24 protein-coding genes are annotated in these 21,442 nt (G+C 66.1%); 13 read left to right on the top strand and 11 right to left on the bottom strand.

All coding sequences use genetic code 11. The features are described 5' to 3' along the window. The first annotated feature begins 52 nt into the window (after window positions 1-52). Window positions 53-1,429, top strand: coding sequence for a pectin acetylesterase-family hydrolase (locus CFB47_RS31680; RefSeq protein WP_089463407.1), 1,377 nt, complete (start codon window positions 53-55; stop codon window positions 1,427-1,429). Between the two features lie 109 nt (window positions 1,430-1,538). Here the strand turns inward: CFB47_RS31680 and CFB47_RS31675 are convergent, their stop codons facing one another. The 4 genes from CFB47_RS31675 to CFB47_RS31660 all read right to left on the bottom strand — a co-directional run bounded on the left by CFB47_RS31675 (window position 1,539) and on the right by CFB47_RS31660 (window position 6,161). Beyond that, entirely contained in the window at window positions 1,539-1,862 is a 324-nt protein-coding gene (locus CFB47_RS31675; protein WP_089463406.1) for a DUF4148 domain-containing protein, read from the bottom strand. A gap of 275 nt (window positions 1,863-2,137) precedes the next feature. After that, complete coding sequence (locus CFB47_RS31670) at window positions 2,138-3,253, bottom strand: J domain-containing protein (protein ID WP_089463405.1); 1,116 nt, start codon at window positions 3,251-3,253, stop codon at window positions 2,138-2,140. Between the two features lie 86 nt (window positions 3,254-3,339). Next, on the bottom strand, window positions 3,340-5,724 hold the full coding sequence (locus CFB47_RS31665; RefSeq protein WP_089463404.1) for a DNA polymerase II: 2,385 nt from the start codon (window positions 5,722-5,724) through the stop codon (window positions 3,340-3,342). Between the two features lie 140 nt (window positions 5,725-5,864). Continuing rightward, window positions 5,865-6,161: a hypothetical protein gene (locus CFB47_RS31660; RefSeq protein ID WP_089463403.1), complete on the bottom strand. Its 297-nt coding sequence runs from the start codon at window positions 6,159-6,161 to the stop codon at window positions 5,865-5,867. A gap of 351 nt (window positions 6,162-6,512) precedes the next feature. On the opposite strand from CFB47_RS31660, the gene CFB47_RS31655 reads away from it, so the two are divergent. From CFB47_RS31655 to CFB47_RS31625, 7 genes are all read left to right on the top strand, one after another. Next, a complete protein-coding gene (locus CFB47_RS31655) occupies window positions 6,513-6,716 on the top strand; it encodes a cold-shock protein (protein ID WP_089457341.1) in 204 nt (67 codons plus the stop codon). A gap of 234 nt (window positions 6,717-6,950) precedes the next feature. Continuing rightward, a complete protein-coding gene (locus CFB47_RS41370) occupies window positions 6,951-7,103 on the top strand; it encodes a hypothetical protein (protein ID WP_179250093.1) in 153 nt (50 codons plus the stop codon). Window positions 7,104-7,508: 405 nt separating this feature from the next. Beyond that, window positions 7,509-7,787, top strand: coding sequence for a hypothetical protein (locus tag CFB47_RS31645; RefSeq protein ID WP_089428589.1), 279 nt, complete (start codon window positions 7,509-7,511; stop codon window positions 7,785-7,787). A 47-nt stretch (window positions 7,788-7,834) separates the two neighbouring features. After that, window positions 7,835-8,044: a hypothetical protein gene (locus CFB47_RS31640; protein ID WP_089443608.1), complete on the top strand. Its 210-nt coding sequence runs from the start codon at window positions 7,835-7,837 to the stop codon at window positions 8,042-8,044. A 33-nt stretch (window positions 8,045-8,077) separates the two neighbouring features. Continuing rightward, window positions 8,078-8,290, top strand: coding sequence for a 30S ribosomal protein S21 (rpsU, locus tag CFB47_RS31635; RefSeq protein ID WP_006754722.1), 213 nt, complete (start codon window positions 8,078-8,080; stop codon window positions 8,288-8,290). Window positions 8,291-8,299: 9 nt separating this feature from the next. Next, window positions 8,300-8,506: a hypothetical protein gene (locus CFB47_RS31630; protein WP_089463401.1), complete on the top strand. Its 207-nt coding sequence runs from the start codon at window positions 8,300-8,302 to the stop codon at window positions 8,504-8,506. Window positions 8,507-8,552: 46 nt separating this feature from the next. Then, a complete protein-coding gene (locus CFB47_RS31625; RefSeq protein WP_089457344.1) occupies window positions 8,553-8,864 on the top strand; it encodes a hypothetical protein in 312 nt (103 codons plus the stop codon). Window positions 8,865-8,953: 89 nt separating this feature from the next. Here the strand turns inward: CFB47_RS31625 and CFB47_RS31620 are convergent, their stop codons facing one another. Further along, window positions 8,954-10,528, bottom strand: a complete 1,575-nt coding sequence (locus CFB47_RS31620) for an EAL domain-containing protein (RefSeq protein WP_089463400.1) — start codon at window positions 10,526-10,528, stop codon at window positions 8,954-8,956. 488 nt (window positions 10,529-11,016) lie between these two features. Here CFB47_RS31620 and CFB47_RS31615 point away from each other — a divergent pair, with 488 nt between their 5' ends. Beyond that, window positions 11,017-11,313, top strand: coding sequence for a hypothetical protein (locus CFB47_RS31615; RefSeq protein WP_089463399.1), 297 nt, complete (start codon window positions 11,017-11,019; stop codon window positions 11,311-11,313). A 34-nt stretch (window positions 11,314-11,347) separates the two neighbouring features. Here the strand turns inward: CFB47_RS31615 and CFB47_RS31610 are convergent, their stop codons facing one another. Together CFB47_RS31610 and CFB47_RS31605 are read right to left on the bottom strand one after the other, a co-directional pair. Then, entirely contained in the window at window positions 11,348-11,653 is a 306-nt protein-coding gene (locus CFB47_RS31610; protein WP_089463609.1) for a hypothetical protein, read from the bottom strand. 74 nt (window positions 11,654-11,727) lie between these two features. Further along, complete coding sequence (locus CFB47_RS31605) at window positions 11,728-12,774, bottom strand: AraC family transcriptional regulator (RefSeq protein ID WP_089463398.1); 1,047 nt, start codon at window positions 12,772-12,774, stop codon at window positions 11,728-11,730. 94 nt (window positions 12,775-12,868) lie between these two features. Between CFB47_RS31605 and CFB47_RS31600 the strand changes: the two genes are divergently transcribed. After that, entirely contained in the window at window positions 12,869-13,888 is a 1,020-nt protein-coding gene (locus tag CFB47_RS31600) for a sterol desaturase family protein (RefSeq protein ID WP_089463397.1), read from the top strand. A 91-nt stretch (window positions 13,889-13,979) separates the two neighbouring features. Here the strand turns inward: CFB47_RS31600 and CFB47_RS31595 are convergent, their stop codons facing one another. The 3 genes from CFB47_RS31595 to CFB47_RS31580 all read right to left on the bottom strand — a co-directional run bounded on the left by CFB47_RS31595 (window position 13,980) and on the right by CFB47_RS31580 (window position 17,899). Beyond that, complete coding sequence (locus tag CFB47_RS31595) at window positions 13,980-15,599, bottom strand: histidine-type phosphatase (RefSeq protein WP_089463396.1); 1,620 nt, start codon at window positions 15,597-15,599, stop codon at window positions 13,980-13,982. 180 nt (window positions 15,600-15,779) lie between these two features. Beyond that, entirely contained in the window at window positions 15,780-16,214 is a 435-nt protein-coding gene (locus tag CFB47_RS31590; RefSeq protein ID WP_089457348.1) for a phosphatase, read from the bottom strand. Window positions 16,215-16,540: 326 nt separating this feature from the next. Further along, window positions 16,541-17,899: an NAD(P)/FAD-dependent oxidoreductase gene (locus CFB47_RS31580; RefSeq protein WP_089463394.1), complete on the bottom strand. Its 1,359-nt coding sequence runs from the start codon at window positions 17,897-17,899 to the stop codon at window positions 16,541-16,543. A 101-nt stretch (window positions 17,900-18,000) separates the two neighbouring features. On the opposite strand from CFB47_RS31580, the gene CFB47_RS31575 reads away from it, so the two are divergent. Further along, entirely contained in the window at window positions 18,001-18,954 is a 954-nt protein-coding gene (locus CFB47_RS31575; RefSeq protein ID WP_046548935.1) for a LysR family transcriptional regulator, read from the top strand. A 21-nt stretch (window positions 18,955-18,975) separates the two neighbouring features. Here the strand turns inward: CFB47_RS31575 and CFB47_RS31570 are convergent, their stop codons facing one another. Next, a complete protein-coding gene (locus CFB47_RS31570; protein WP_179259010.1) occupies window positions 18,976-19,179 on the bottom strand; it encodes a hypothetical protein in 204 nt (67 codons plus the stop codon). A gap of 194 nt (window positions 19,180-19,373) precedes the next feature. Here CFB47_RS31570 and CFB47_RS31565 point away from each other — a divergent pair, with 194 nt between their 5' ends. Beyond that, window positions 19,374-20,291 carry an AraC family transcriptional regulator gene (locus tag CFB47_RS31565; RefSeq protein ID WP_089463392.1) on the top strand — a complete coding sequence of 306 codons (918 nt, stop codon included), beginning with the start codon at window positions 19,374-19,376 and terminating at the stop codon, window positions 20,289-20,291. 263 nt (window positions 20,292-20,554) lie between these two features. Beyond that, window positions 20,555-21,442: an NAD(P)H-binding protein gene (locus CFB47_RS31560; RefSeq protein ID WP_089463391.1), complete on the top strand. Its 888-nt coding sequence runs from the start codon at window positions 20,555-20,557 to the stop codon at window positions 21,440-21,442.

The following is a 21,442-nucleotide window of genomic DNA, read 5'->3' as shown; positions in this document are numbered from 1 at the left end:
ACGCCGAGGCGAAGCCCGGCGGCCGCGTCATGTCCATCGACAAGGAGGGGAGATGTCCACAGCACGAAGCCTGCTGCGCGCGGCCGTTGCCACGCTGCTCGGTTGCGCGGCACTGAACGGCCACGCCGCCGATACGACGATGCCGGATCCGTCGATTCCGTATTATTCGTGGTACGAAGTGACGTTGCCGGAGAGCACCGGTGCATCGTGCGGCAACGGCACGCCGATGCGCTTCTACATCAATCGTGCGCAGTCGGACAACCTGCTGTACATGATGGAGCCGGGCGGCGCGTGCTGGGACTACGGCACCTGCACGCAGACGTCGACCGGCGCAGAGGCCGGCCTCGGCGGCTTCAACCCGGACGGCATTCCCCACAACTACATGAACGGCACCGCGAACCAGAGCCTGTTGTCGTCGTTCCTGTCGCCGCTGCTTACGCGGATGGATCTCGCGCATATTCTCGTCGGCGAACCAAAGGTCGAGACGCAGCAGTGGACACAGGTTTTCGTGCCCTATTGCACCGGAGATATCCACATGGGCAGCGCGGTGCGCAACTACACGTCGCCGAGCGGCGACTGGCGATTGCAGCACTACAGCGGGCTGAAGAACATCCAGGCCGTCGCGCAGTGGCTGACGTCGCACGGCTTCGGCAAGCCGAACCGGCTGCTGGTGTACGGGATGAGCGCGGGCGGCTACGGCACGCTCGCGAACTACGCGACGCTGCGCAACACACTGCAGCCGCAGGCGCATAGTTCGCTGCTCGACGACGCCGGTACGGTCTTCAACACGCCGTTCGATGCGGACGCGGCCACGCATCCGTCGGTCGGCCTGTACGACCGCGTGCGCACCGAGTGGGGGATGACGGGGCCCGACGGGATGATCACCGTGAACAGCCGGCTGACCCGCCATTTCGATCCGGGCAACATGGGGAGCGCGTATGCGGCGCTGTCGGCGACATTCCCGCACGACCGCTTCGGCTTCTCGAGCTACCAGCGCGACAAGATCATCGCCGCGTATCACTATCGCGCGTTCGTGCCGGCCGTGATCGCGGCGCCCGACGACGCGACGAAGGATACGCTGTCGCTCGCGATGTTCGCCCAGGAACTGGACGGATTGAAGCAGACGCTGAACCCGTTGCCGAACTTCGGCTACTTCATGCCGTGGGCGCGCAACGACTTCATCGACAACCACCAGGTGACGGCGGTCAGCTTCACCGGGTCGGGGATCCACGAGCACGGCATCGACGCGGATATCGGCACCTTCGTCGACAACCTGCTGAACCAGCAGGACCCGGCCGATACGCCGGTGATGAAGGCGTTCCGCACGCAGCAGGCGTCGGATTTCACGTTTTCGACGTTTCTGGCGTGGATCGACAGCATCTTCAACCTGACCGGCGAAGCGGGGCCGATCTCGGGGCACCGGGCGTGACGGGAAGCGGCGGTTCGCCCGAGCGGGCGAGCGCGGCGCAGTGCGGCGGCCGGGTGTCGTGGCCGCTCGCCTGCGTCGATGCGTGGCCGTGCGGCACGGCGTCTGGGCGTTAGGGCTTCACCACCGCAACCGCCGGCGCGCCCGAGTCGGTGCCGGCCGCACCGTTCGACCCGTAGGCCGCTTCGGCGCTCTTGCGCTCGGCGAGCCGCTTGGCGGCCAGACGCTCCTGCGCGGCGACGATGTCACCCGGATAGTTGTCGCCATCAGCGGCGATCGGCTCGTAGCCGACCGATTCGAGGTCGAACAATTCCTGGCGCACCTGCGCACGCGTGAGCGTCGAGTGCGACGATTGTGCGTACGACACGGCCGGTGCGGCGAGAAGGGTGGTGGCGGTAGCGGCGACGGTGGCGATGGTGACGATGATGGATTTCACGGTTTCCTCAGACGGTTTCGTTGCGGTTCGGCGCGATGGCGGCTGGCCGAACTGACGAGACAAGTTTAGGAACCCGGATCGGCCGGATAAATGCCGATTCCGGTCCAACTGTGTTTCCGAATCCGTGAGAGTGAGTGACGGACGGCGTCCTTGTTACCCGGTTTTGGGTGGGTTGATTCGCGTGGAATGCCGATCGATGCGGGGAACGCAACCGTTCTGTCAGACCGGCTATGTGCGCGATGCCTGGCGGGCAGACGCATCCTTGCCAGGCACGGCTAGTCGTCGAAACGCGGGAAGGCCCGCTGGCGCTTCATGTCCTTCAGCCATTCCTTGACGTTCGCCGGATCGTCGAACTCGCGCAGCGTCAGGTTCAGGTCGTGGATGCTGCGCTGCGTGCCGGCGATGTCGCGCGCGAGCATGCGCATGATGGTATCGGGCGTGACCTTGACCGACGGCGCGATCCCGTACGTCCGCCGGAATCCGGTCTCGACGTCCTGGATCTCCTGGTCCAGCTCGCGCAGCTGATCTTCCAGGATGCCGTTGTAGCGCGCGAGCCGGTCTTCGCCCAGGCCGTTGATCGCGTGCCGGTCGATCTGCTCGATCTCCAGTTGCAGCTCCAGCAGTTGCAGGAGCTTGCCGTTCGCGTAAGCGTGGTTGACCCGCTGCATCAGCACGGTCTTGCGTTCCTGTTCCTGGGGATCGGTCTCGCGATCGGGGTGCAGCGCGCTCGCCAGCTTCCGGTAGACCTCGCGGATCGACCGGCTCGCTTCCGCCTGCTCGGCTTCGCGCTTCGCCAGCGCAGCCGATTGGCGGGGCGCTTTCTTGCGCTTGGCGCGCTGTGCCTCGCGGGCCGCGTGCTGGGCCATGTCCCGTTCGAACTGCGCATCCAGTTCGGCCTGCATGCGCGCCATGAGCTCCTCGGGCGACAGTGCGTCGAGATCGTCTTCCTTCGTCACGCCAGGCGTCGATTCCGACTTCGGTTCCGGCTCCGGCTCGGTTGCTGCGTTGCTGCCGTGATCGGCGGCGCTGTGCCGGGCGTGGATGGCCTTCAACTGCGCGTCGTCGCTGAAGTCGAGCAAGTCGCGCGCCATGCTGGCGATCATCCCGGACAGGGTGTGCTGCTCGGCCTTGCTCAAGCCCTTCTGCAGATACGCGTCGTCGAGCTGATTGAGCAACCGGATTCGCAGTGCGGTGGAGGTCTGTTCGAGCGGCAACAGCTCGTCGACGAATTTCTTCTGGAAGGCCGGCATCGCCGCTTCCCACGCGCCAAGCCGCTCGCGCCGCTTCTCGATCTGCTGGACGAGCGTATTGAATGCTTTCTGGGCGTTCGACAGGCTGGCTGCCTCGTGGCCGGGCGCGATGGCGACCGCTGTTCCGCGACGTGCGGTCATGATGAATCTCCTTCGGCTGCGCAGGACGCGCAGCAGCGCGGTATTTTAACCGGCCCGCCGTGTCTTCCTTGCCCGACCTGGCGCGGCTACTCCAGGAACAACTGCCCCTGCCCGGAGATCACGCGCTCGAAGTCGTCGCGCAGGAACGGCAGGATCGCGTCGGCCACCGGCTGCAACTGGCGGCTCAGGTAGAACGCATAGTCGATCGGCGAGCGCATCGTTTCGAGCGGCTCGGGGCCGGCCGTCGTCATCACGTAGCTGATCCAGCCGCCGCGCTGATACTGCAGCGGCCGGCCCTGTTCCTGGTTGAACGCGTCGGCGATCCGCGCCGCGCGCACGTGCGGCGGCACGTTGCGCTCATACTCGCGCAACGGCCGGCGCACGCGCTTGCGGTAGACGAGCTGGTCGTCGAATTCGCCGGCCAGCGTGCGCCGCACGGTATCGCGGATGAAATCCTGGTACGGCTCGCGGCTGAACACGCGCCGGTACAACTCGCGCTGGAACTGCTGCGCGAGCGGCGTCCAGTCGGTGCGCACCGTTTCGAGCCCCTTGAAGACGAGGTCCTCGCCGCCGTCGGCCGCTGCCGCGAGCCCCGCGTAGCGCTTCTTGCTGCCTTCTTCCGCGCCGCGCACGGTCGGCATCAGGAAGCGGCGGTAGTGCCGCTCGTATTGCAGCTCCAGCGCGCTCTCGAGCCCGAAGGTTTCGCGCAGGTGCGTTTGCCACCAGCGGTTCACGTGCTCGACGAGTGCACGGCCCTTGGTGCCGGCTTCGTCGTCGTCGTGCGCGCGGCCGAGCCACACGAACGTCGAATCGGTGTCTCCATAGATCACTTCGTACCCCTGCGCTTCGATGAGCTCGCGCGTGCGGTGCATGATCTCGTGGCCGCGCATCGTGATCGACGACGCGAGGCGCGGATCGAAGAAGCGGCAGCCCGTCGAGCCGAGCACGCCGTAGAACGAATTCATGATGATCTTCAGCGCCTGCGACAGCGGCGCGTTGCGCTGCCGCTTCGCGTCGTCGCGGCCTTCCCACACACGGCGCACGATATCGGGCAGGCAGTGCGCGGTACGCGAGAAACGTGCGCCGAGAAAGCCGGGCACCGATGCGTCGTCGCCGGGATGCGCGAGCCCTTCGATCAGCCCGACCGGATCGATCAGGAACGTGCGGATGATCGACGGATAGAGGCTCTTGTAGTCGAACACGAGCACCGAATCGTACAGCCCGGGGCGCGAATCCATCACGAAGCCGCCGGGGCTGTTCTGCCCCGTCACGTCGCCGAGGTTCGGCGCGACATAGCCGAGCCGGTGCATGCGCGGCAGGTACAGATGCGTGAAGGCCGCCACCGACCCGCCGGTGCGATCGGCCGCGAGGCCCGTCACGCTCGCGCGTTCGAGCGCGAAGGACAGCAGGTCGGCCTTGTCGAAGATGCGCGTGACGAGTTCGCAGTCCTTCAGGTTGTAGCGCGCCAGCGCCGGCTTGTCGTGATCGAAGCGGCGCTGGATCTCGTCCATCCGTTGGTACGGGTTGTCGATCGACTTGCCTTCGCCGAGCAGCGCCTGCGACACGTATTCGAGGCTGAACGACGGGAACGTCCACGTCGCGGATTTCAGCATGTCGATGCCGTCGAGGATCAGCCGGCCGGCCGCGCCGGCGAAGAAGTGGTCGGGCTGCTGGCCGTGCGCGCGCCAGTCGAGCACGCTGCCGCCGCGGCCGAGCTTCAGCGGGATCCCGTATTGCTCCGAATGGGCATGCAGGATGCGCAGGTCGAACTGCACGAGGTTCCAGCCGATCACCGCATCGGGATCATGTTCGTCGAACCATTCGTTGAGCCGCGCGAGCATCGCGGGCCGGTTGTCGCAGTAGTCGAGGCGGAAGTCGATGGCGTTTGCTGCGTCACCGTCGCCGCCGTTCGGCGGGCCGAGCATGTAGACCTGCCGTTGCCCGCAGCCTTCGAGCGCGATCGAGTACAGCTCGCCGTGCACGCTGGTTTCGATGTCGAGCGACACGCAGCGCAGCGCCGGGCGATAGCCGGTCGCGGCTTTCAGCTCGGCGCCGGCCAGCGTGCCGTCGGGGCCGGGTTGCCCGCGAAACTGCACGCAGGCCGTGATGAAGCGCTCCATCGCATAGCGGTCGGGCGGCTGCACGTCGGCTTCGTAGACGTCGACGCCGGCCGCCGCGAGCCGCTTCTGCAGCCCGGACAGATGGCGATAGCGCTTGCAATAGAGGCCGACGACCGGGCGCTGCCGGAAGTCGCGCAGCGCGAGCGGGCGCAACTCGGCCTCGCGCTCGCCGGCCAGCGCGCGTTCGGCGAGCGCCTGCTGTTCGGCCGGAATGAACGCGACGGCTTCCTGCGGGCGCAACCGTACGCGGCGCGGACCGTGTTCGGTTGCCAGCCAGAACTCGATCTCGATGCCGGATGCGGTGTCCCGCCAGTGGCGGGTGAGGATGAAACCCTGCTCGAACGCCGTCAAAACGCTTGCTCGTGGTGGATGCCCAGGCGGCGGATTTTAGCGCTTGGGCGGGGGGCTTGCCGGAATGGTATGCACGACATTGTGCGCGTCTCGCTCGCCCCCGGTATGCATTCGGTGTGTGCCTGTTGCCCCGTCTGGAATCAGGCAACGGCGAGCCGTTGTGCGACGCGCCATTCGGTGCGCGCTGTACCGGAAGGTTTGAGCAGCCAGCGTCGCGCCGCTACCGCGTGCCGTTTTTGCGTTACGTATGCGTCGATGGCGAGTTCGAGCGCTTCGCCATCGATGCAGACGAGCGTCGCGGTCGCGCCTGATCCATCGGCGAACTCGACCACGGCCGGTTGCGGTTTCCCGGAGCGCGGCGCGTCGTGGTCGAGCGTCACGATGCTGCCGGGGTACAGGTGTGAATGGGTTGTGCGTAGCAGCAGGGCGGTGGGCATCGAAAGCACTCCGGACGTCGTGGTGCGGCTATGGAACCGAGAAAGAGCATCAACCGTGTTAGCTGGCCACCCTCTGATGTCGCCGCCGGGATGGCCATGGTCGACGAATGCGCCTCCCGCCGAAGCGTCGATCAGTGACGCCCGGACGGCAACGGCGCAGACCGCTCGTCCGCCGAAAGCGCTTGACACGCTCTGTGATGACACGTACTGTCGGTCGGTGAAGTATTCAAGAAGCGCGATTGCTGCTCCTCATCGACCGTAGCCTGCGGTATTCGTTGTCCTCCCCCTCCTTGATTCTTTTCCCGAACCCGTCAGGGTGCGCTACGCACGTTCATCTTCAGGAGATCTAACATGGATACCGGTACTGTCAAGTGGTTCAACGATGGCAAGGGCTTCGGCTTCATCACGCCCGACAAGGGCGGCGACGATCTGTTCGCGCACTTTTCCGAGATTCGCGGCGACGGCTTCAAGACCCTCGCCGAAGGCCAGAAAGTCAGCTACGAAACCAAGAACGGCCCCAAAGGCCTGCAGGCATCGAACATCACCCCGCTGTAATCGCCCTGAGCCGTCCGCCTCGTTCACGGAGCGGCGCGCAGTCGCCGCTTCTTGCGCTACGTGCCGCCGTCGCGGGCGCCACGTGTGCCGATGCAGGCCCGGCAGGGCCAGCGCGTTGCGCATCGGGATATCGAGCCCGCGTGCGCATCTGTGCGCCAACCGCTTTCGCAGCGTGTACACGATCGGACGAGCAGTGCTCATCGGATCGTGCACACCGCGCAGCAGGAGAATCGCATGACCCGAAGTCAGTCACGCAGCAACAAGGCGCCGCCGCGCGTCAAGCCGGCCGTGGTGCTGCCCAAGCTCGGCACGGCGCTGAACTGGGTGCCGCCGAAGCCGGCCCTGGATACGCAATCGCGTCCGAAGAAGCGCACGTCGGCTCCGTAATAGCGATCCGGATCATTCCGCCAGTCAAGAGGCGGCCACCGGCTGCTTCGCCAGGAGAGCGATTCCGGCGAGGCCGGCCCGATCGTGACCGGCTTCGTCGGTACAAGGCAACGCGGTCCGTGCGACACCCCGCAACCCGACACCGTGCACCTGCGGCGCGTCCGTGCGTCGTTGTGCGTCATCCAGAATAAGTTGGGCGCTCGGCAAACGATGCGCGTATGATGGGTTCATCCGATCGACCCTGGTAAGCCGGTCGCTCGCTCCTCCCTCTACCCGTTTGCTGCATCGCCCCACCTCCGCGCTGCAACGTTGTCCCTTTCACCTCACTGGCCCGCCCCGCAACGGGGATACTGGCCGGCCCTGTTCGCCCGTGCGATGCGTCGCGGCCGGACGCAGGAGCTTGTCATGAGCATGCATATTTACCGTGGATTCGAGATCTATCCACTGATTTACCCTCACGCGCCGGCGCTGGATGGCAGCCCGCACAACTACGATGCCGGTTTCGATGCGGCAGTCAAGATTTGCCTGCGCGGCGATACGCTGACGCACAGCCAGACCTTCAGGTTGCGGGACAACGCCCCGTTCGGCAGTGCCGGCGATGCACGTCGTGCTTCGCTGCGCTACGCCGAAAACATCATCGACGACAATCGCGACAAGCAAGGCTTCTTTTCCGGCACGCCTTGAGGCAAACCGCCAAGGCAACGCGATGTGTTGTCAATTCGGAGGACGAAATGATCATCGATGAACTGCTCGGCCTGATCAGGCGGCATGAGGTCATCAGGACCGATGCCATCCTGCCCACCGGAATCGGCGATTCAGCGCGGTGCCATCAGCAGGAACTGCAAATGTTCGTGGCGGTACGCGCGTTGTCGATCGGAGCCGGATATTCGGAGTTCGAGTCCGACGAGATCGCGAGTGCCGTCATGACACGACTCGGCTAGTGCGCCGTTCAACCATTCGAAAACAGGAACACCATGACGACCGTTACGCTGAAGGTCAACGAACCGATCGATGTCGCGCTGCGACGATTTCGGCGCGATATCGAGAAAACCGGGCTGATTCGGGAGTTGCGCAGTCGCACGGGCTACGAAAAGCCCACGACGGAACGCAAGCGGAAAAAGGCGAGCGCCGTGGCCAGACAGCGCTTGCGCGCGAAGCGCATGTTGCCGCCGCGCAAAATGTACTAGGAGGGCATTATGTACACCATGCCGGCCGAGGCGCCCCCGTTTTTCCCGCTGACCAAATGCCAGGTCGATCTCGATCGGCAGAAGGACATGGTGACGCTGCTGCCGAGCTTCTATGCGTTCGGATGCGAGTACACCAGCCGCGGTTTTCTGATCGGACGCGACGATGCGTTCAAGTTGATTGCCGCGCTGGAGAAGGCGCTCAGCGTCCAGGGATGAGCTGACGACGACACGCTCGCGAGCATCGACAACCCAAGGGCGAACCATGCGTGTCACGACGAAGTACGTCGATCTGCTCTATTTCCTCGTTGTATTGCAACTCGTGACGCAACGGAAGACGCACGAGTGGCTGTCGTCGTTTCAACTCGTCGAATCGCTGCAAGGCTGGCTGGTTATCCACCGTGCCAAATGCGATTGGCGCGATCGGGTCTGGATAGGCCATGCTTCGCTTCAGATCGCGAAGGCGGCCCGCCCGGTCGACGCTGAGTCGCCGGAGACGGGCGCGCCACGGGATGCGCTGGCAGACCGGTCGAGTTTGCGGATGAAGTGCATCCGCTACCTTCGGGAGCATGTCTGAGCGTGGTCGCGCTCACACGGGCGGCACGCGGGTGCCGGTCGGCGTCGAGCCGGCGTCAGTCATGCGGGATCGTGCAGGCGGCCACGCCGCTACACCGGCGCCCACGCAAACTCCTGCTTCAAATGCTCCACCCGCTGCGGCCGCTGATACAGATACCCCTGCGCATACTGAATCCCGACCGTATGCAGCGCGCGATGCTGCGCTTCCGTTTCCACGCCTTCCGCGATGATCTTCAGGTCGTAGTGATGCGCCACGGACGCGATCCCCTCGATCAACCCCGCGCTGCCGCCGTTCAGTTGGGAGACGAACTGGCGGTCGATCTTCACATAGTCGAACGGAAAACGTGACAGCAAGTCGAGATTGCTGTGGTGCGTGCCGAAATCGTCGATCGCGAACTTCGCGCCTTTCGCTCGCAGCGCATGGAACATCGCGGTGGTCCGCGCATTCTTCTCGAGCAGGATGCGCTCGGTGACTTCGAGCACGAGCGTAAAGCCGGGCGGCAGCGCGCGGATCGCCTCCTCGACGACGGACACGAACCGCGTGCGCTCGAGATCCTTCGGCGCGATGTTGACGGCGATCCGCAGCGGCGCGCAAGGCGTCAGCGCGGACAGTTCCGCCACGGCTGTCCGCAGCACGAATTCGGTCACTTTCGGCAGCACCGCGCTCGATTCGACCTGCGGGATGAACACGGCCGGGCTGATGGCCCCCCACTTGGGGTGCTGCCAGCGCAACAGCGCCTCGACGCCGACGGTCCTGCGCGTCTCGACATCGACGATCGGCTGGTACACGACGTGGAGCTCGTCGCGCCTGAGCGCGTTGCGCACGGCCTTCAGCAACAGCCGGCGCGGCGCCATCGCGAGCAGGTAGGCCGCCATCACGAGGCCGTCCGCCAGCAGCACGATCGTGATGCCGATCAGCCGATAGTGCTGCCGGACCTGCGAGGCATACTGCGCGGATGCGGCAACCCGCACCGTGAACGGCCAGCGGGGCGACACGATCGTGCTGCCCACCACGGGTTCAGTGGCCGATTCCGGCGTGAATTTCCCGTGTTGGTCGAGATGGCCCGAACCCGCGATCGACAGCGTCGCGGTTTCCGTCCCGTAGCGGGCGCCGTGCGCGAGCGCGTCGGCCACGTAGTCGCCTTCGATCAGGTAGAGCACACCCGCGCCGGGTGCGGTCGCGTAAAACACGGGCAGCACCGGGATGCCTTGCTGGAACGGCGTCTGGCGCAGCAACGTGACGAGCGTCGAGCCGGGTTCCGGCTCGTGGGTATACGCGCCGAGCGGCAGGTCGATCGCCCCCAGCGCCGACGAGCACATGACGCGGCCCTCGTGCACCAGCGCGACGGCGCGCAGATAGCGCAGGCGCGTGCCTATCTCGGCGAGCGTCCGGAACACCGCCGGGCATGGCCGCCCGACGAGCGCGGTCAGTTCGTCCACATGCCGCAGGCGCGCGCCGTCCAGGATGCGGTCCACCGAGGCCACGATGTCGTTCGCGATGACGCGCTCATGCTCGGTGACGGCGTCGCGCGCGTAGCGGTCGGCAAGCGCGATCGCGAATGCCGGCACGAGCACGCAAACGATTACGGCGGCGAAAAAGGCGACCCGCGGCCATGCGCCGCTGCGCTGGAAAACGGCCTTCGAGCCTGGCGTGAACGCTGACATTCCCGCGGTCGCCTTGGGTGTTGTGTGTATGGAGAGGCGAGTCTAACCGGTCGATACACCCCCGGCGCATGCGTCATGCCGGGTTCGGGTCATGCGCGGTGCGTGCCGGTATCGCAATGCGATCGATGCGACGGTCGCGACGGGCATCTGCGGCAGACCCGGCGCAATCGGCCAATCATTTCGGTGACTTGCCTTGAGAAAACATGTGCCTGCAGCACATGTAGATAGACGTAGCACACCGAAAAAAACCCGACCGCATGGTCTTGCGGCCGGGACGAAAAAGCACCGTCTCTTTGGCACGAGGATGGTGCGCGGCAAGTATAAGATGTGATGAGAGATTACGAAATATTGTTATTCAACTATTGGTGTAGTTTTGTCATTGCGTCTGGAAAGGAAACATTCTTTCGGGATGCTGTCTTCGTCGACCTGCCGACGGCCTGCGATCGGTCGCGGCGCGATACGGTCGCACGTCTCGCCGGAGCTTCGGGATGGAAGAAAATACCGCGCGCACGGTCATCGTGACCGATGGCGCAGCCGCCGCCGACGGCGGTTCGCTGTGGATCCGGATTGCCGTGAACGGGAACGCCAGCAACTACTCGCTCAACCGCTCGCTCGCTGCGCGCGGCACGCCGCGCTACAACACCATCAGCGGTGAACATGGCCCGCTTTCGAAAGGTGAGCGAAAGGAACTGCTCGCGCTGCTGCGCAGCATTGCCGACCCCGCGATGTGGGCCGGCATGGTCGGTACGTGCGTGCAGGTGCTGCAGGCGTCCGCAGAGGAGTGAACGATACGGCGCCGGCGCGTCGCGCGGGCCGTGTTCAGAAATCGTTGCGCATCTTGCGCAGCAGGTCACCGCCCGACTGGTGCGTATCCACTGCGGTGAGCACATCGGTCAGGAACCACGGCAGGTTCAGTTGCGTGTTGGCATCGCTGACACAAACGCGGATCGGCGGCGCTTTTGACGACGCGCGCGCGTCTGGCGTGGCGTCGCGGGACGGTAGGCAGTTTTTTGCGTGCACTTGAACGGGAGCAGGCTCGGCGCTACCGGCCGGCCCACCGGCGGCGGCCGGCAAGCTGACGGCGGCCAGCAGGGTCAGAAGAGCAACAGGGGCAGCGCGTTTCATGGGATTCTCCGGCGATGCTCGTTCGACCGCGCGGGCGGACGCGAGTTCGTCGGCGGCACGCTTGCGCGCGGCGCTCAGCCTCGCGCGACGTTCGCTGCCCGCACCGGTTGCCGGCTGCGCCACTGCTGCGGCGATTCGCCGGTCCAGCGCCGGAAGGCGCGCGTAAAGGCGCTGTGTTCCGAATAGCCGAGCAACCAGGCGACTTCCGCGAGCGTCAGCCGCGGATCGTTCAGGTGGTCGATCGCGAGCCGCCGCCGCGTGTCCTCGCGCAGTATCCGGAAGTTGAGCCCGAGTTCGGCAAGCCGTCGATGCAGCGTGCGCGACGACACATGCAGGTCCGCGGCGATCTGTTCGAGGCTCGCTTCGCCCTGCGTCAGCAGGCGCGCGACGGCTTCGCGCACCGACTGCTCGAGATCGTCCGTCTGCCGCAGCTCGGCAAGCAGCGCGCTCGCCTGGCGTTCCATCATCCGCAGCAGCGCATCGTCCGGCTGGCGCAGCGGCTGCATGAGCAGGTGCAGCGGGAACGCGAGGCGGTTCACCGGCTGGCCGAACCGCACCGGGCAGCCGAAATAGTCGATGTACGGTTGTTCGTCGCCGGGCGACGGATGCACGAAGCAGACTTCGTCGGGCCCGTGATGCGTGCCGGTGATGTTGCGTGCGAACTGGACGATGGCCGTCAGCGCCACTTCGTCGACGAGCGGGCCGAGCGGCTCGGGCGCGTCGTGCCATTCGATCGCGACCGACGTCGCCTCGACCCGCACCTCCATGCGCGCGACGTTCGCGATCAGGTGTTCGTATTGCTGCCAGCGCGCGAGTGCGGCGCCGGCATCGCGGCACGCATGCAGCGCATAGCCGAGCGCACCGAGATGGGCAGGCGTGATTCGCTGGCCGACGTGCAGGCCGAGCAGCGGATCGTCGAGCGCGCGCACCGCGCATTCGAGCAGGCGCCGCCAGTGAGCGCTCGCATACAGCGTGAGCCCGCGATCGTCCTCGGGCGGCCGCGCCTCGCCGAGCACGCGCGCGGCATCCTTGCCTTGCTCCGACAGATAGTCGAACAGCAGCCGCACGTAGGTGCTCGAGTAGTAGACGCGCTGCGTCGATAGCGGGGAGGCGGCGGGCATGGCGGAAAGTGTCAAGTAATCGTCGGCAAGTGTCAACGCGGGACGACCCGCGCACGACCATACTGCCGGTCAGTTCTTGATCGAGGCCGCGAACATGCCGACCGAGTTGATGACGTGGCTCCATGCGTTCCTGGGTAGCGACGTGGACTGGAAGCAGGTGCTGCTGATCGGCATGACGCCGGTCTTCCTGATCGCGTTCGCGATCGAATACGCGGTGATGACCGGGCGCGGCCGCCGCGAGCCGTTTCGCTGGAAGGAGATCGTCGCGAACCTGTCGCTCGGCGCCGGCTATCAGGTGGCCGAGACCGTGATGGGGCTCGTGTTCACGGGCGCGATCTTCGCGTGGGTCTATCGGCACCGGCTGTTCGACGTGCCGGTGAACGGCTTCACGATCGTGCCGATCTTCGTCGTCGTGGAGTTCTGCTACTACTGGTTTCATCGCACGTCGCATCGCGTGCGCTGGTTCTGGGCCGCGCACGTGCCGCATCACAGCGGCGAAGTGATGAACTTCACGACCGCGATGCGGCAGTCGCTGCTGAACGCGTTCGTCGGCGTGTTCGTGTTCTACCTGCCGCCGGTGTGGCTCGGCATCCCGCCGGCCGTCGTGCTGTTCCTGCTCGCGGTCGATCTCGCGTACCAGTACTTCGTGCATACCGAAGCGATCGGGCGGCTGCCGCGCTGGTTCGAGTACGTGTTCGATACGCCGTCGAACCATCGTGCGCATCATGGCCGTAATCCGCGTTATATCGACCGGAACTACGGCGGCGTGCTGATCATTTTCGATCGCCTGTTCGGTACGTATGTCGAGGAGACGGAGCTGGTCGACTACGGAATCACGCAGCAGATTCGTTCGTACAACTTCCTGGTGTTGAACCTGCACGAATTCGTCGACATGTGGCGCGACGTGTTCGCACCCGGGCCCGTCCTGCAGCGGCTGAAACACCTGTGGATGCCGCCCGAATGGGAGCGGCCGGGGCATCGGCCGATCCATACGTGGAGCGTCGAGCGCAAGGGCGAGGAGGAGACGGCGACAACCTCGGGTGCGATGCCCGATGAGGATGCGTCGGCGCCTGGGCGCAAGATCGTACAAGCCACCGGTACCCGATCCGGCTAACCTGCGTGCTTTCCTCGGCGAAAGGCGCGGCGGGCAATGACGAAGAAAGTTGCGGAGCGAGCGGGTTGCATAACCCGCCGCCCGCGCCGCCTCACTGATACCCGTAACACTGCTTCAACCCCGCGTAGTCGTAGAAGTGGCTGCCCGGCGCGATCTTCGCGCCGTCGCACGCGGCCTGGAAATCCGTTTCGCGCTCGTTGTACAGCATCTTCACGATGAGGCGCGAGCCGTTGCGATAGACATCCCACTGCATGTTCGCGGCCATCGGCGACACCTGATCGCCGCGCCACGGATTGTTCGCGTACGTGTACGTCTGCGCCTGCGGCGTCGGCACGAACACGTTCTTCAGGTTCATGATCGACGCGAACGGAATCACGATTTCCGCGTGCGTGAAGCGCAGCTTAGCGGCACGGGTCAGGTCGCCGCGCGCGATTGCATCGACTTCGCCGAAGAAATCGTCCTGCAGCACCTTCGCCATCCGGTACGTGACGGGGTTCGCTTCCTGGATGCCGGGGCCCTTCTGGTAGTAGTCCTCGGCATCCTGCAGATACGCGAGATACTGCGCCTGCTCCGCGCCGATGTACTTCTCCATCGTGACGCCGCCGGCTTCCGCCGTCATCGCGGGCGCGACCTGCAGCAGGTTGTACAACACGTTCACCGCGTCGACGGCCGTCGCGATCTTCGTCTTGCCGTCGCCCTTCAGCGTGTTGGTGAACTTGCCGTCCGCCGACGTGAATGCGTAAGTACCCGTGTTCGCGAACGTGTAGCCGTCGGTGCCGAGCTTCGCGATGAAGGCCTGCGACACGAGCGCGGACAGCACCGTGTGCGCGACGTCGGCCGCCTGCGGCGCGGCCTTGATCGCGTTGAGCTTCGCGGCCACCGCCGCGTCGCTCGCATAGGCCTGGTATGCCTGGCTCGCCTGGTAGGTCGCGTAGTACGGATTGCCCGTATCGGTCACGAGATCGGTGGCCGGCTTCAACGCATGGAAATACAGCAGGAAGCGGTTGGTGCCGGCCGGCTGCGCGACCGGCGCGTTCGTGGGGTAGCCGGACGGCGCGGCGGGCAGCGTGATCGCCGTGGCCAACGCCGGCTGCGCGGCCACGAGCGACGCGGAGAAATACGTCGAGCTGTCGACCGCGCGATCCTGGCCCGAGTTGACGACGACGACCTGCCGGTTGCCGGCCGCGAACAAGGCGGGCAACCGCTGCGCGAGCCGCGCGGCGAGTTGCTGGTGTTCGCGGATGCCGGTTTGCGTGAGATTGCCATACCCGGGCGTCGAGATGCCCGCCACGCCATAGCCGAGCAGCGCATTGGCCTTCATCATCGCGACCGTGTCGGCCTTCAGCTGCCCGCCGAGCGCGGTCAGTGCGCCGTCGGCCTCGGCCTTGACCAGCATCGCGTAGATCGCGCCGTCGTACTTGAAGCCCGACAATCCACGCGAGCCGTGGCGCGCGACGAGTTCCGTATAGACGGGCGCGTAGCCGGCGGGCGGCGCTTCGTACGTCGCGGCGTCCTGCTGCGGACGGTACGGCGTCTTCGTCTGGTAGTAAGTCGCGGGTGTCGGCTTGGGCTGAGGCTGCGGTTGCGGCGCGGGCGTCGAACCGCTGTTGTCGGCAGCGGCCGCGGGTGGTGTCGAGTCATCCCCGCCGCAGGCAGCGAGCAGCAGGCAGGTAATCGCGAGGGCGGTGGCGGTGCGGATCGGGCGTGTCATCGTGGCGGGCAACGGGCGGGACGAGGCAGGTTTGCGTCGTCCCGTCTCCGGGAGGGATCGGTCAAGCCCGGAAGTGTTGCAAGCGACTTTGACAGCAGAATGTCAGGATTGAGTATGGCAATCGTCGGACTGCCGCCCGCGTGGTACATGGTCGGCCACCGCCGGCCCGCGTGGTGGCGTTCAGTGCAGGCCGGCCGATGCGATCGAGCGCACGGTGTCGGTGATGTTCACGCAGCGCGACAGGCCGAAATGCTCGGCTTCGCGGCGCTCCGGTTCGCTGCTCGCGATGGCCACCGCGCGTTCGGGCGGCACGCCGAGTGCCTGCAGCGCGACGTCGAACGGGTGCTGACTTGATCGGGAGTCCTGCTGATTGGCGTCCGTGACGACGACCGAGAAGCGGTCGAGGTTCGCGCGGCCGAACTGGCCTTCGAACATGTCGCTGAGCCGTGCGGCCGGCAGCGTCGTGACGAGACCGAGTCGATATCCTTCTTCCGATGCCCGGTCGAGCCACTGGATGATCGCGTCGCGTTGATGGCGCGATTCATGCGAATCCGGTGTTGCTTCGATTTGTGCGAATGCTGCGTCGAGACGGGTGACGATGGCTTCGATAACCACGGTGATTCCTCTTCAGAGACGTGATGATCCGTTCGCCGACGGGAATGCCACACACCTTAGCGTCGATCCGGAAATCGCGACCAATTAATATTTATAGCCGACCCATACGATTCGACTAATGAATGGGGCGGCGCGCCAATGTGGGCGCGGGATGCGTGCCGCGCGGCCTGTTTCGCGCGAATCGCCTCGTATCGACGGCCTTCGATGTGATGCACCCGATTCGCGCACGCAATGAATGCACCGTGCAAGCGCAAATGAAAAAACGGCATATCGAGCGATGCACGCCCGATATGCCGTCTTGTGATGCTGCGTGTGAATCGACGTGATCAGTGCAGCTTGATCGACGGCTGGTTGCGGCTTTGCAGCCAGTGGCTCAACGACTGGAACAGCGCACGCTTCATGCCGACCACGCTGAACAGGTGCTTGCGATACAGGAACTTGTACAGCCCGATCGCGGCGAGCCCGTCGACGATCAGCGAGCGCGAACGCACGCTGATGTCGGCCTGGTACACGGCGCCTGCATGCCCGAGTGACACCACGGTGCCCGCATCGCGGAACGTGAAGCCCGCCACCGGCTTGCCGGCGACACGCCGCGCAAACGCGTTGACCAGGTACACGGCCTGCTGATAAGCGACCTGCGCACGCGGCGGCAGGAAGCCGTTCGCGCCGGACGTCGGGCACGCGGCGCAGTCGCCGAACGCATAGACGTGCGGGTCGTCCGGCGTCTGCAGCGTATCGGTCACGATCACCTGGTTCGAGCGATTGAGCGCGATGTCGCCGATCTGCCGCAGGAACGCAGGGCCCGCCACGCCGGCAGCCCAGATCGTGATGTCGCTCGCGAGCCGTTCGCCGGTCGAGGTCGTCACGGCATCCGCGCCGACTTCCGCCACGCGGGTATCGGTCAGCACGTCGACGTTCAGCGCACGAAGCTGCGCGTGCATCTTGCCGGAAAGCCGCTCGTCGAGCGCCGGCAGGATGCGCGGGCCGCCTTCGATCAAGCGGATGTGCACGTCGCGCGCGGACACCAGCGCCTTGAAGCGGTACGTCGTCAGCTGCCGGATCGCATCGCGCAATGCCGCTGCCAGCTCGACGCCCGTCGCGCCCGCACCGATCACGTTGATGCAGATCGGCGCCGCGCGCCGCGCAGGCTGCTGCTCGGCCAGGTGATTTGCCTTCGTGCAGGCCGCGAGGAACTTCCGGCGGAAATCCTCGGCCTGGTCGAGGTTTTCGAGCGGCAGTGCGTGGCGCTCCGCACCCGGCACGTTGAAGAAGTTCGTCACGCTGCCGACGGCGAGCACGAGATCGTCATAGCCGAGCTCGCGCTGCGGCAGGATTTCCGTGCCGTCCGCGTCCTGCACGGCCGCGATCGTCGCGGTGCGTGCCGCGCGGTCGACCTGTTGCAGCGCGCCCTGCACGAAGCGGAAGCCGTGGCGCTTCGCTTGCGCCGCGTATTCGATCGTGTGCGAGGCCGGGTCGCGATGGCCCGATGCGGCTTCGTGCAGCAGCGGCTTCCAGAAATGCGTCGGATAGCGGTCGACGAGCACGACTTCGGCTTGCCCGCGGCGTCCGACCGTATCGCCGAGACGCGTGGCGAGGTGCAGGCCGCCGGCGCCGCCGCCGACGATCACGATGCGCGGCAGGCGCGGGGCGCGGTCCGTTGCAAGGTTGGGCGTGGTGTTGTCCATGTAGGGCTCCCGCTTGAATGACGATTCGGATGACATTGCTCAAGAACCGACGATATAGTTTCGAACCTACTCGAACAATTTAATGTTTATAAGCGACTCATATGTATTCACTTATAGGAAAGACCGCGACGTTCCGGCAGCTGAAGGCGCTGGACATGATTGCGCGGCTCGGCAGCGTGTCGCGGGCGGCCGAGGAACTGAACCTGACGCAGCCGGCCGTGTCGCTGCAGGTTCGCCTGCTCGAGGAAGCGGTGGGCGCCGCATTGCTGCAGCGGGTGGGGCGCGGCGTGCAGCTGACCGCGGCCGGCGAGATCGTGTCGCGCTATGCGCGCGAGATCCTGCATCTGTGGAGCGAGGCCGGTGACGAAGTGGCCGCGCTGACGGGCGATCTCGGCGGCACGCTGCGGATCGGCGCGATCACGACGGCCGAGTACCTGATTCCGCCGCTGCTCGTGAAATTCACCGCGACGCGTCCGCATGTGAAGACGTATTTCAAGGTGGGCAATCGCGACGACATCATCCGCATGCTCGCCACGCATGAAATCGATCTCGCGGTGATGGGCAGTGCGCCGAAGGAGCTGCGCACGCATGCGGTCGAGTTCGCGAAGCATCCGATGGTGTTCGTCGCGGCGCCCGGCCATCCGCTGATGCAGCGCAAGCGCGTCGCGCTGAAGGATCTCGAATCCGCGCACCTGCTCGTGCGCGAACGCGGCGCGGGTACGCGCTCGACGGTCGAAAGCCTGTTCAAGAACGCGGGTTACCGGTTCCATGTGGGCTCCGAACTGTCGAGCAACGAGGCGATCAAGCAGATGGCCGAAGCGGGGCTCGGCGTGGCGTTCCTGTCGTTGCACGCGTGTGCACTCGAACTGCGCACCGGGCTGCTCGGGCAACTGCCGTTTCCCGGCAACCCGATCGAGCGCGAATGGTATGTGGTGACGCTCGCCGACCGGCGGATCTCGCAGGTCACGGGGCTGTTCCGCGATTTCCTGATCAAGCAGGGCGCGCCGGTGATCGACGGCGCGACGGTGGCGCCGCACGAGCGGCGGCGCAAATAGGCGGATGCGTCGGCCGGCCGGTCAGACGAGCCCGAAGTCGTCGTTGCTGTCGGGGATCGATGCGAGCAGTCGTTCGAGCCGATACCAGCCGACGATGCGCAGGCACCAGGCGGTGACGGTGGCGAAGGCGGTGCGGTCGTTGCGGGGGCCGGATGAAGGGCGATTGGCGGCGGAAGGCGAGCGCGCGGTGAACGCTGCGCGTTGCGCAAGGCACTGATGGGGCATGACGGTCTCCGTAGGTGTCGGATGGGGCCATCGTAAGCGGTGCGGCGCCCGCCGGCGCACACGCAAGGATGGCCCTGAGCAGGAACGGATGATCTTTTTTTGCTCGACCTGGGCGGGCCGCCGGCAGGCCCGGCAGACCGCCCGAAAACGCGTCACAATGCGCGTTCGACATCCCGATCCACTGGAGGAAGGCCATGAGCGATGCGATTCTCGCGGCGCCGACGGACAACGGCGTCCCGGTCAGCCTGCGCTCGAGCCGCGGGCTCGGCTGGCAGGGCTTCGGCGCGTCGCTGCTGGCCATCCGCGCGGGCACCTACCGGATTCCGGCGGCCGAGCATCACCGGATCGGCGTGCATATCGGGTCGCCCGTTCGCGCGGATTGCGTGTGCGACGGCGAGCGCGTGTCGCGCATCCAGGCGCATGGCGACGTCGACGTGATTCCGGCCGGCCTGCCCGGCCAGTGGACCGACAGCGCCGACTGCCAGATCCTCCATATCGCGCTCAGCGACACATTCGTGCGGCGAACCGTCGAGCAGCTCGAGCTGAAGCCGTCGCAGGGGCAGATTCGCCGCCGGCTGCAGGTGCGTGACCCGCGCCTGCAGCACATCGCATGGGCGATGGCCGCCGAACTCGAAGCGGAAGACGCGTCGGATCCGCTCTATGCGGAAAGCCTGTGCACGGCGCTCGTCGCGCGGCTGGTCGACGGCCAGCCGGCGTTCCGCGAGCGCCGTCGCACGCTCGCGCCGAAGGCGGCCGCGCGCGTGATCGACTACGTCGAAGCGAACTTGGAGCGGCGCATGACGCTGGCCGAACTCGCGGCGCTCGTGTCGATCAGCGTGCCGCATTTCAAGGTGCTGTTCCGCGAGACGCTCGGGATGCCGGTGCACCAGTACGTCGTGCGGCGCCGGGTCGAGCGTGCGAAGGCGTTGCTGCTCGCAGGCCGGCTCAGCATCAGCCAGATCGCGCTCGAAGCCGGGTTTGCGCATCAGAGCCACATGGCGAACTGGATGAATCGCGTGCTGGGGGCGACGCCGACCGAGATTGCGCGGTCGGGGGCAACGGGCGGGCTGCGGCTCGCGTATGACGGCGAAGGTGGCGGGCGTGACGCGTAGCGGAGCGATGGCACGGCGGTGGATATGAGGTGTCGCGTCGGCTCCCGCGGCAGTGCTCCAGCAGGCTCCTGGACTGTTTTCGCCCGCGCCCTCGGCTAGAGGCAGACCGTACGATTCGAAGCCGAAGGCGAGGCAGCGGACGGCCCGCATGACAGCCACCAGTCAATCCGTCATCCTTTCCTGCTGGTTTCATCCCTCCCTGCGCGCCGTTCCCTCCGCGCAAACCGACAATCACCGCACCTTCATCCCCTCAGGAGCGAATCGTGTTCGTGATCTTCGGTGCATCCGGCAACGTCGGCCAGTCGACCGTGACGGCCCTGCGCAACGCCGGCCATCCCGTGCGCGCGGTATTGCGCGACGCACGCCATCGTGAACGTTTCGCGCAGCTTGGCTGCGACGTCGTGATAGCCGAGCTGACGGACGCGACCGCAGTCGCATCGGCAATCGACGGCGCGCGGGCCGTGCAGATCCTGTGCCCGGTGCCCGTCGCCGATCCCGATCCGGCCGCGACGATGACACGGACGATCGACGTCGCCACCGCCGCGCTCGCCGCCAACCCGCCGCCGGTGCTGCTTGCACTGTCGGACTACGGTGCGGAGCGCGACGGCAATACGGGCATCACCCGGCTGTTTCATGACTTCGAGGAACGGCTGCGGACGATCCCGACACACGTGACGCTGCTGCGTTCGGCCGAACATCTGCAGAACTGGGCGCGCATCCTGCCGGTCGCGCTCGGCACCGGCGTGCTGCCGAGCTTTCACCATCCGGTCGGCAAGGTGTTCCCGACGGTCTGGGCGCCCGATGTGGGCGTCGTCGCGGCGCGGTTGCTGCTCGATGCGCCGGAGGGCGGCAACGGCCCGCGCATCGTCAGCGTCGAAGGGCCGCGGCGGGTGAGCGTGACCGCGATCGCCGATACGCTCGGTGCGGCGGCCGGCCGGGCAATCGTCGCGCATGAGTTGCCGCGTGACACCTGGAATGCGACGCTGCTGCGCGCGGGCCTCAGCGAACGCCATGCGCAGTTGATCGTCGATCTCTACGACGTGCACAACGCGGGGCAGATCGACGTCGAGGAGGGCGTGTCGGAGCGGCTTTACGGGACGACGACGCTGGCCGATGCGCTCGCGCAACTGGTGCGCCAGCACGCGCGGTAA

The organism is Burkholderia sp. AU27893 (assembly GCF_002223205.1).
Classification (GTDB): Bacteria; Pseudomonadota; Gammaproteobacteria; order Burkholderiales; family Burkholderiaceae; genus Burkholderia.
Note: the sequence above shows the minus strand (reverse complement) of the source record. Positions and strands in the feature narration are given on the sequence as shown.

Bases quoted from the DNA above. Each gene is read 5' to 3' on its own strand.
- CFB47_RS31680 (WP_089463407.1), top strand. From the start codon at position 53: ATGTCCACAGCACGAAGCCTGCTGCGCGCGGCCGTTGCCACGCTGCTC.
- CFB47_RS31670 (WP_089463405.1), bottom strand. From the start codon at position 3,253: ATGACCGCACGTCGCGGAACAGCGGTCGCCATCGCGCCCGGCCACGAG.
- CFB47_RS31660 (WP_089463403.1), bottom strand. From the start codon at position 6,161: ATGCCCACCGCCCTGCTGCTACGCACAACCCATTCACACCTGTACCCC.
- CFB47_RS31655 (WP_089457341.1), top strand. From the start codon at position 6,513: ATGGATACCGGTACTGTCAAGTGGTTCAACGATGGCAAGGGCTTCGGC.
- CFB47_RS41370 (WP_179250093.1), top strand. From the start codon at position 6,951: ATGACCCGAAGTCAGTCACGCAGCAACAAGGCGCCGCCGCGCGTCAAG.
- CFB47_RS31645 (WP_089428589.1), top strand. From the start codon at position 7,509: ATGAGCATGCATATTTACCGTGGATTCGAGATCTATCCACTGATTTAC.
- CFB47_RS31640 (WP_089443608.1), top strand. From the start codon at position 7,835: ATGATCATCGATGAACTGCTCGGCCTGATCAGGCGGCATGAGGTCATC.
- rpsU (WP_006754722.1), top strand. From the start codon at position 8,078: ATGACGACCGTTACGCTGAAGGTCAACGAACCGATCGATGTCGCGCTG.
- CFB47_RS31630 (WP_089463401.1), top strand. From the start codon at position 8,300: ATGTACACCATGCCGGCCGAGGCGCCCCCGTTTTTCCCGCTGACCAAA.
- CFB47_RS31625 (WP_089457344.1), top strand. From the start codon at position 8,553: ATGCGTGTCACGACGAAGTACGTCGATCTGCTCTATTTCCTCGTTGTA.
- CFB47_RS31620 (WP_089463400.1), bottom strand. From the start codon at position 10,528: ATGTCAGCGTTCACGCCAGGCTCGAAGGCCGTTTTCCAGCGCAGCGGC.
- CFB47_RS31615 (WP_089463399.1), top strand. From the start codon at position 11,017: ATGGAAGAAAATACCGCGCGCACGGTCATCGTGACCGATGGCGCAGCC.
- CFB47_RS31610 (WP_089463609.1), bottom strand. From the start codon at position 11,653: ATGAAACGCGCTGCCCCTGTTGCTCTTCTGACCCTGCTGGCCGCCGTC.
- CFB47_RS31605 (WP_089463398.1), bottom strand. From the start codon at position 12,774: ATGCCCGCCGCCTCCCCGCTATCGACGCAGCGCGTCTACTACTCGAGC.
- CFB47_RS31600 (WP_089463397.1), top strand. From the start codon at position 12,869: ATGCCGACCGAGTTGATGACGTGGCTCCATGCGTTCCTGGGTAGCGAC.
- CFB47_RS31595 (WP_089463396.1), bottom strand. From the start codon at position 15,599: ATGACACGCCCGATCCGCACCGCCACCGCCCTCGCGATTACCTGCCTG.
- CFB47_RS31580 (WP_089463394.1), bottom strand. From the start codon at position 17,899: ATGGACAACACCACGCCCAACCTTGCAACGGACCGCGCCCCGCGCCTG.
- CFB47_RS31575 (WP_046548935.1), top strand. From the start codon at position 18,001: ATGTATTCACTTATAGGAAAGACCGCGACGTTCCGGCAGCTGAAGGCG.
- CFB47_RS31570 (WP_179259010.1), bottom strand. From the start codon at position 19,179: ATGCCCCATCAGTGCCTTGCGCAACGCGCAGCGTTCACCGCGCGCTCG.
- CFB47_RS31565 (WP_089463392.1), top strand. From the start codon at position 19,374: ATGAGCGATGCGATTCTCGCGGCGCCGACGGACAACGGCGTCCCGGTC.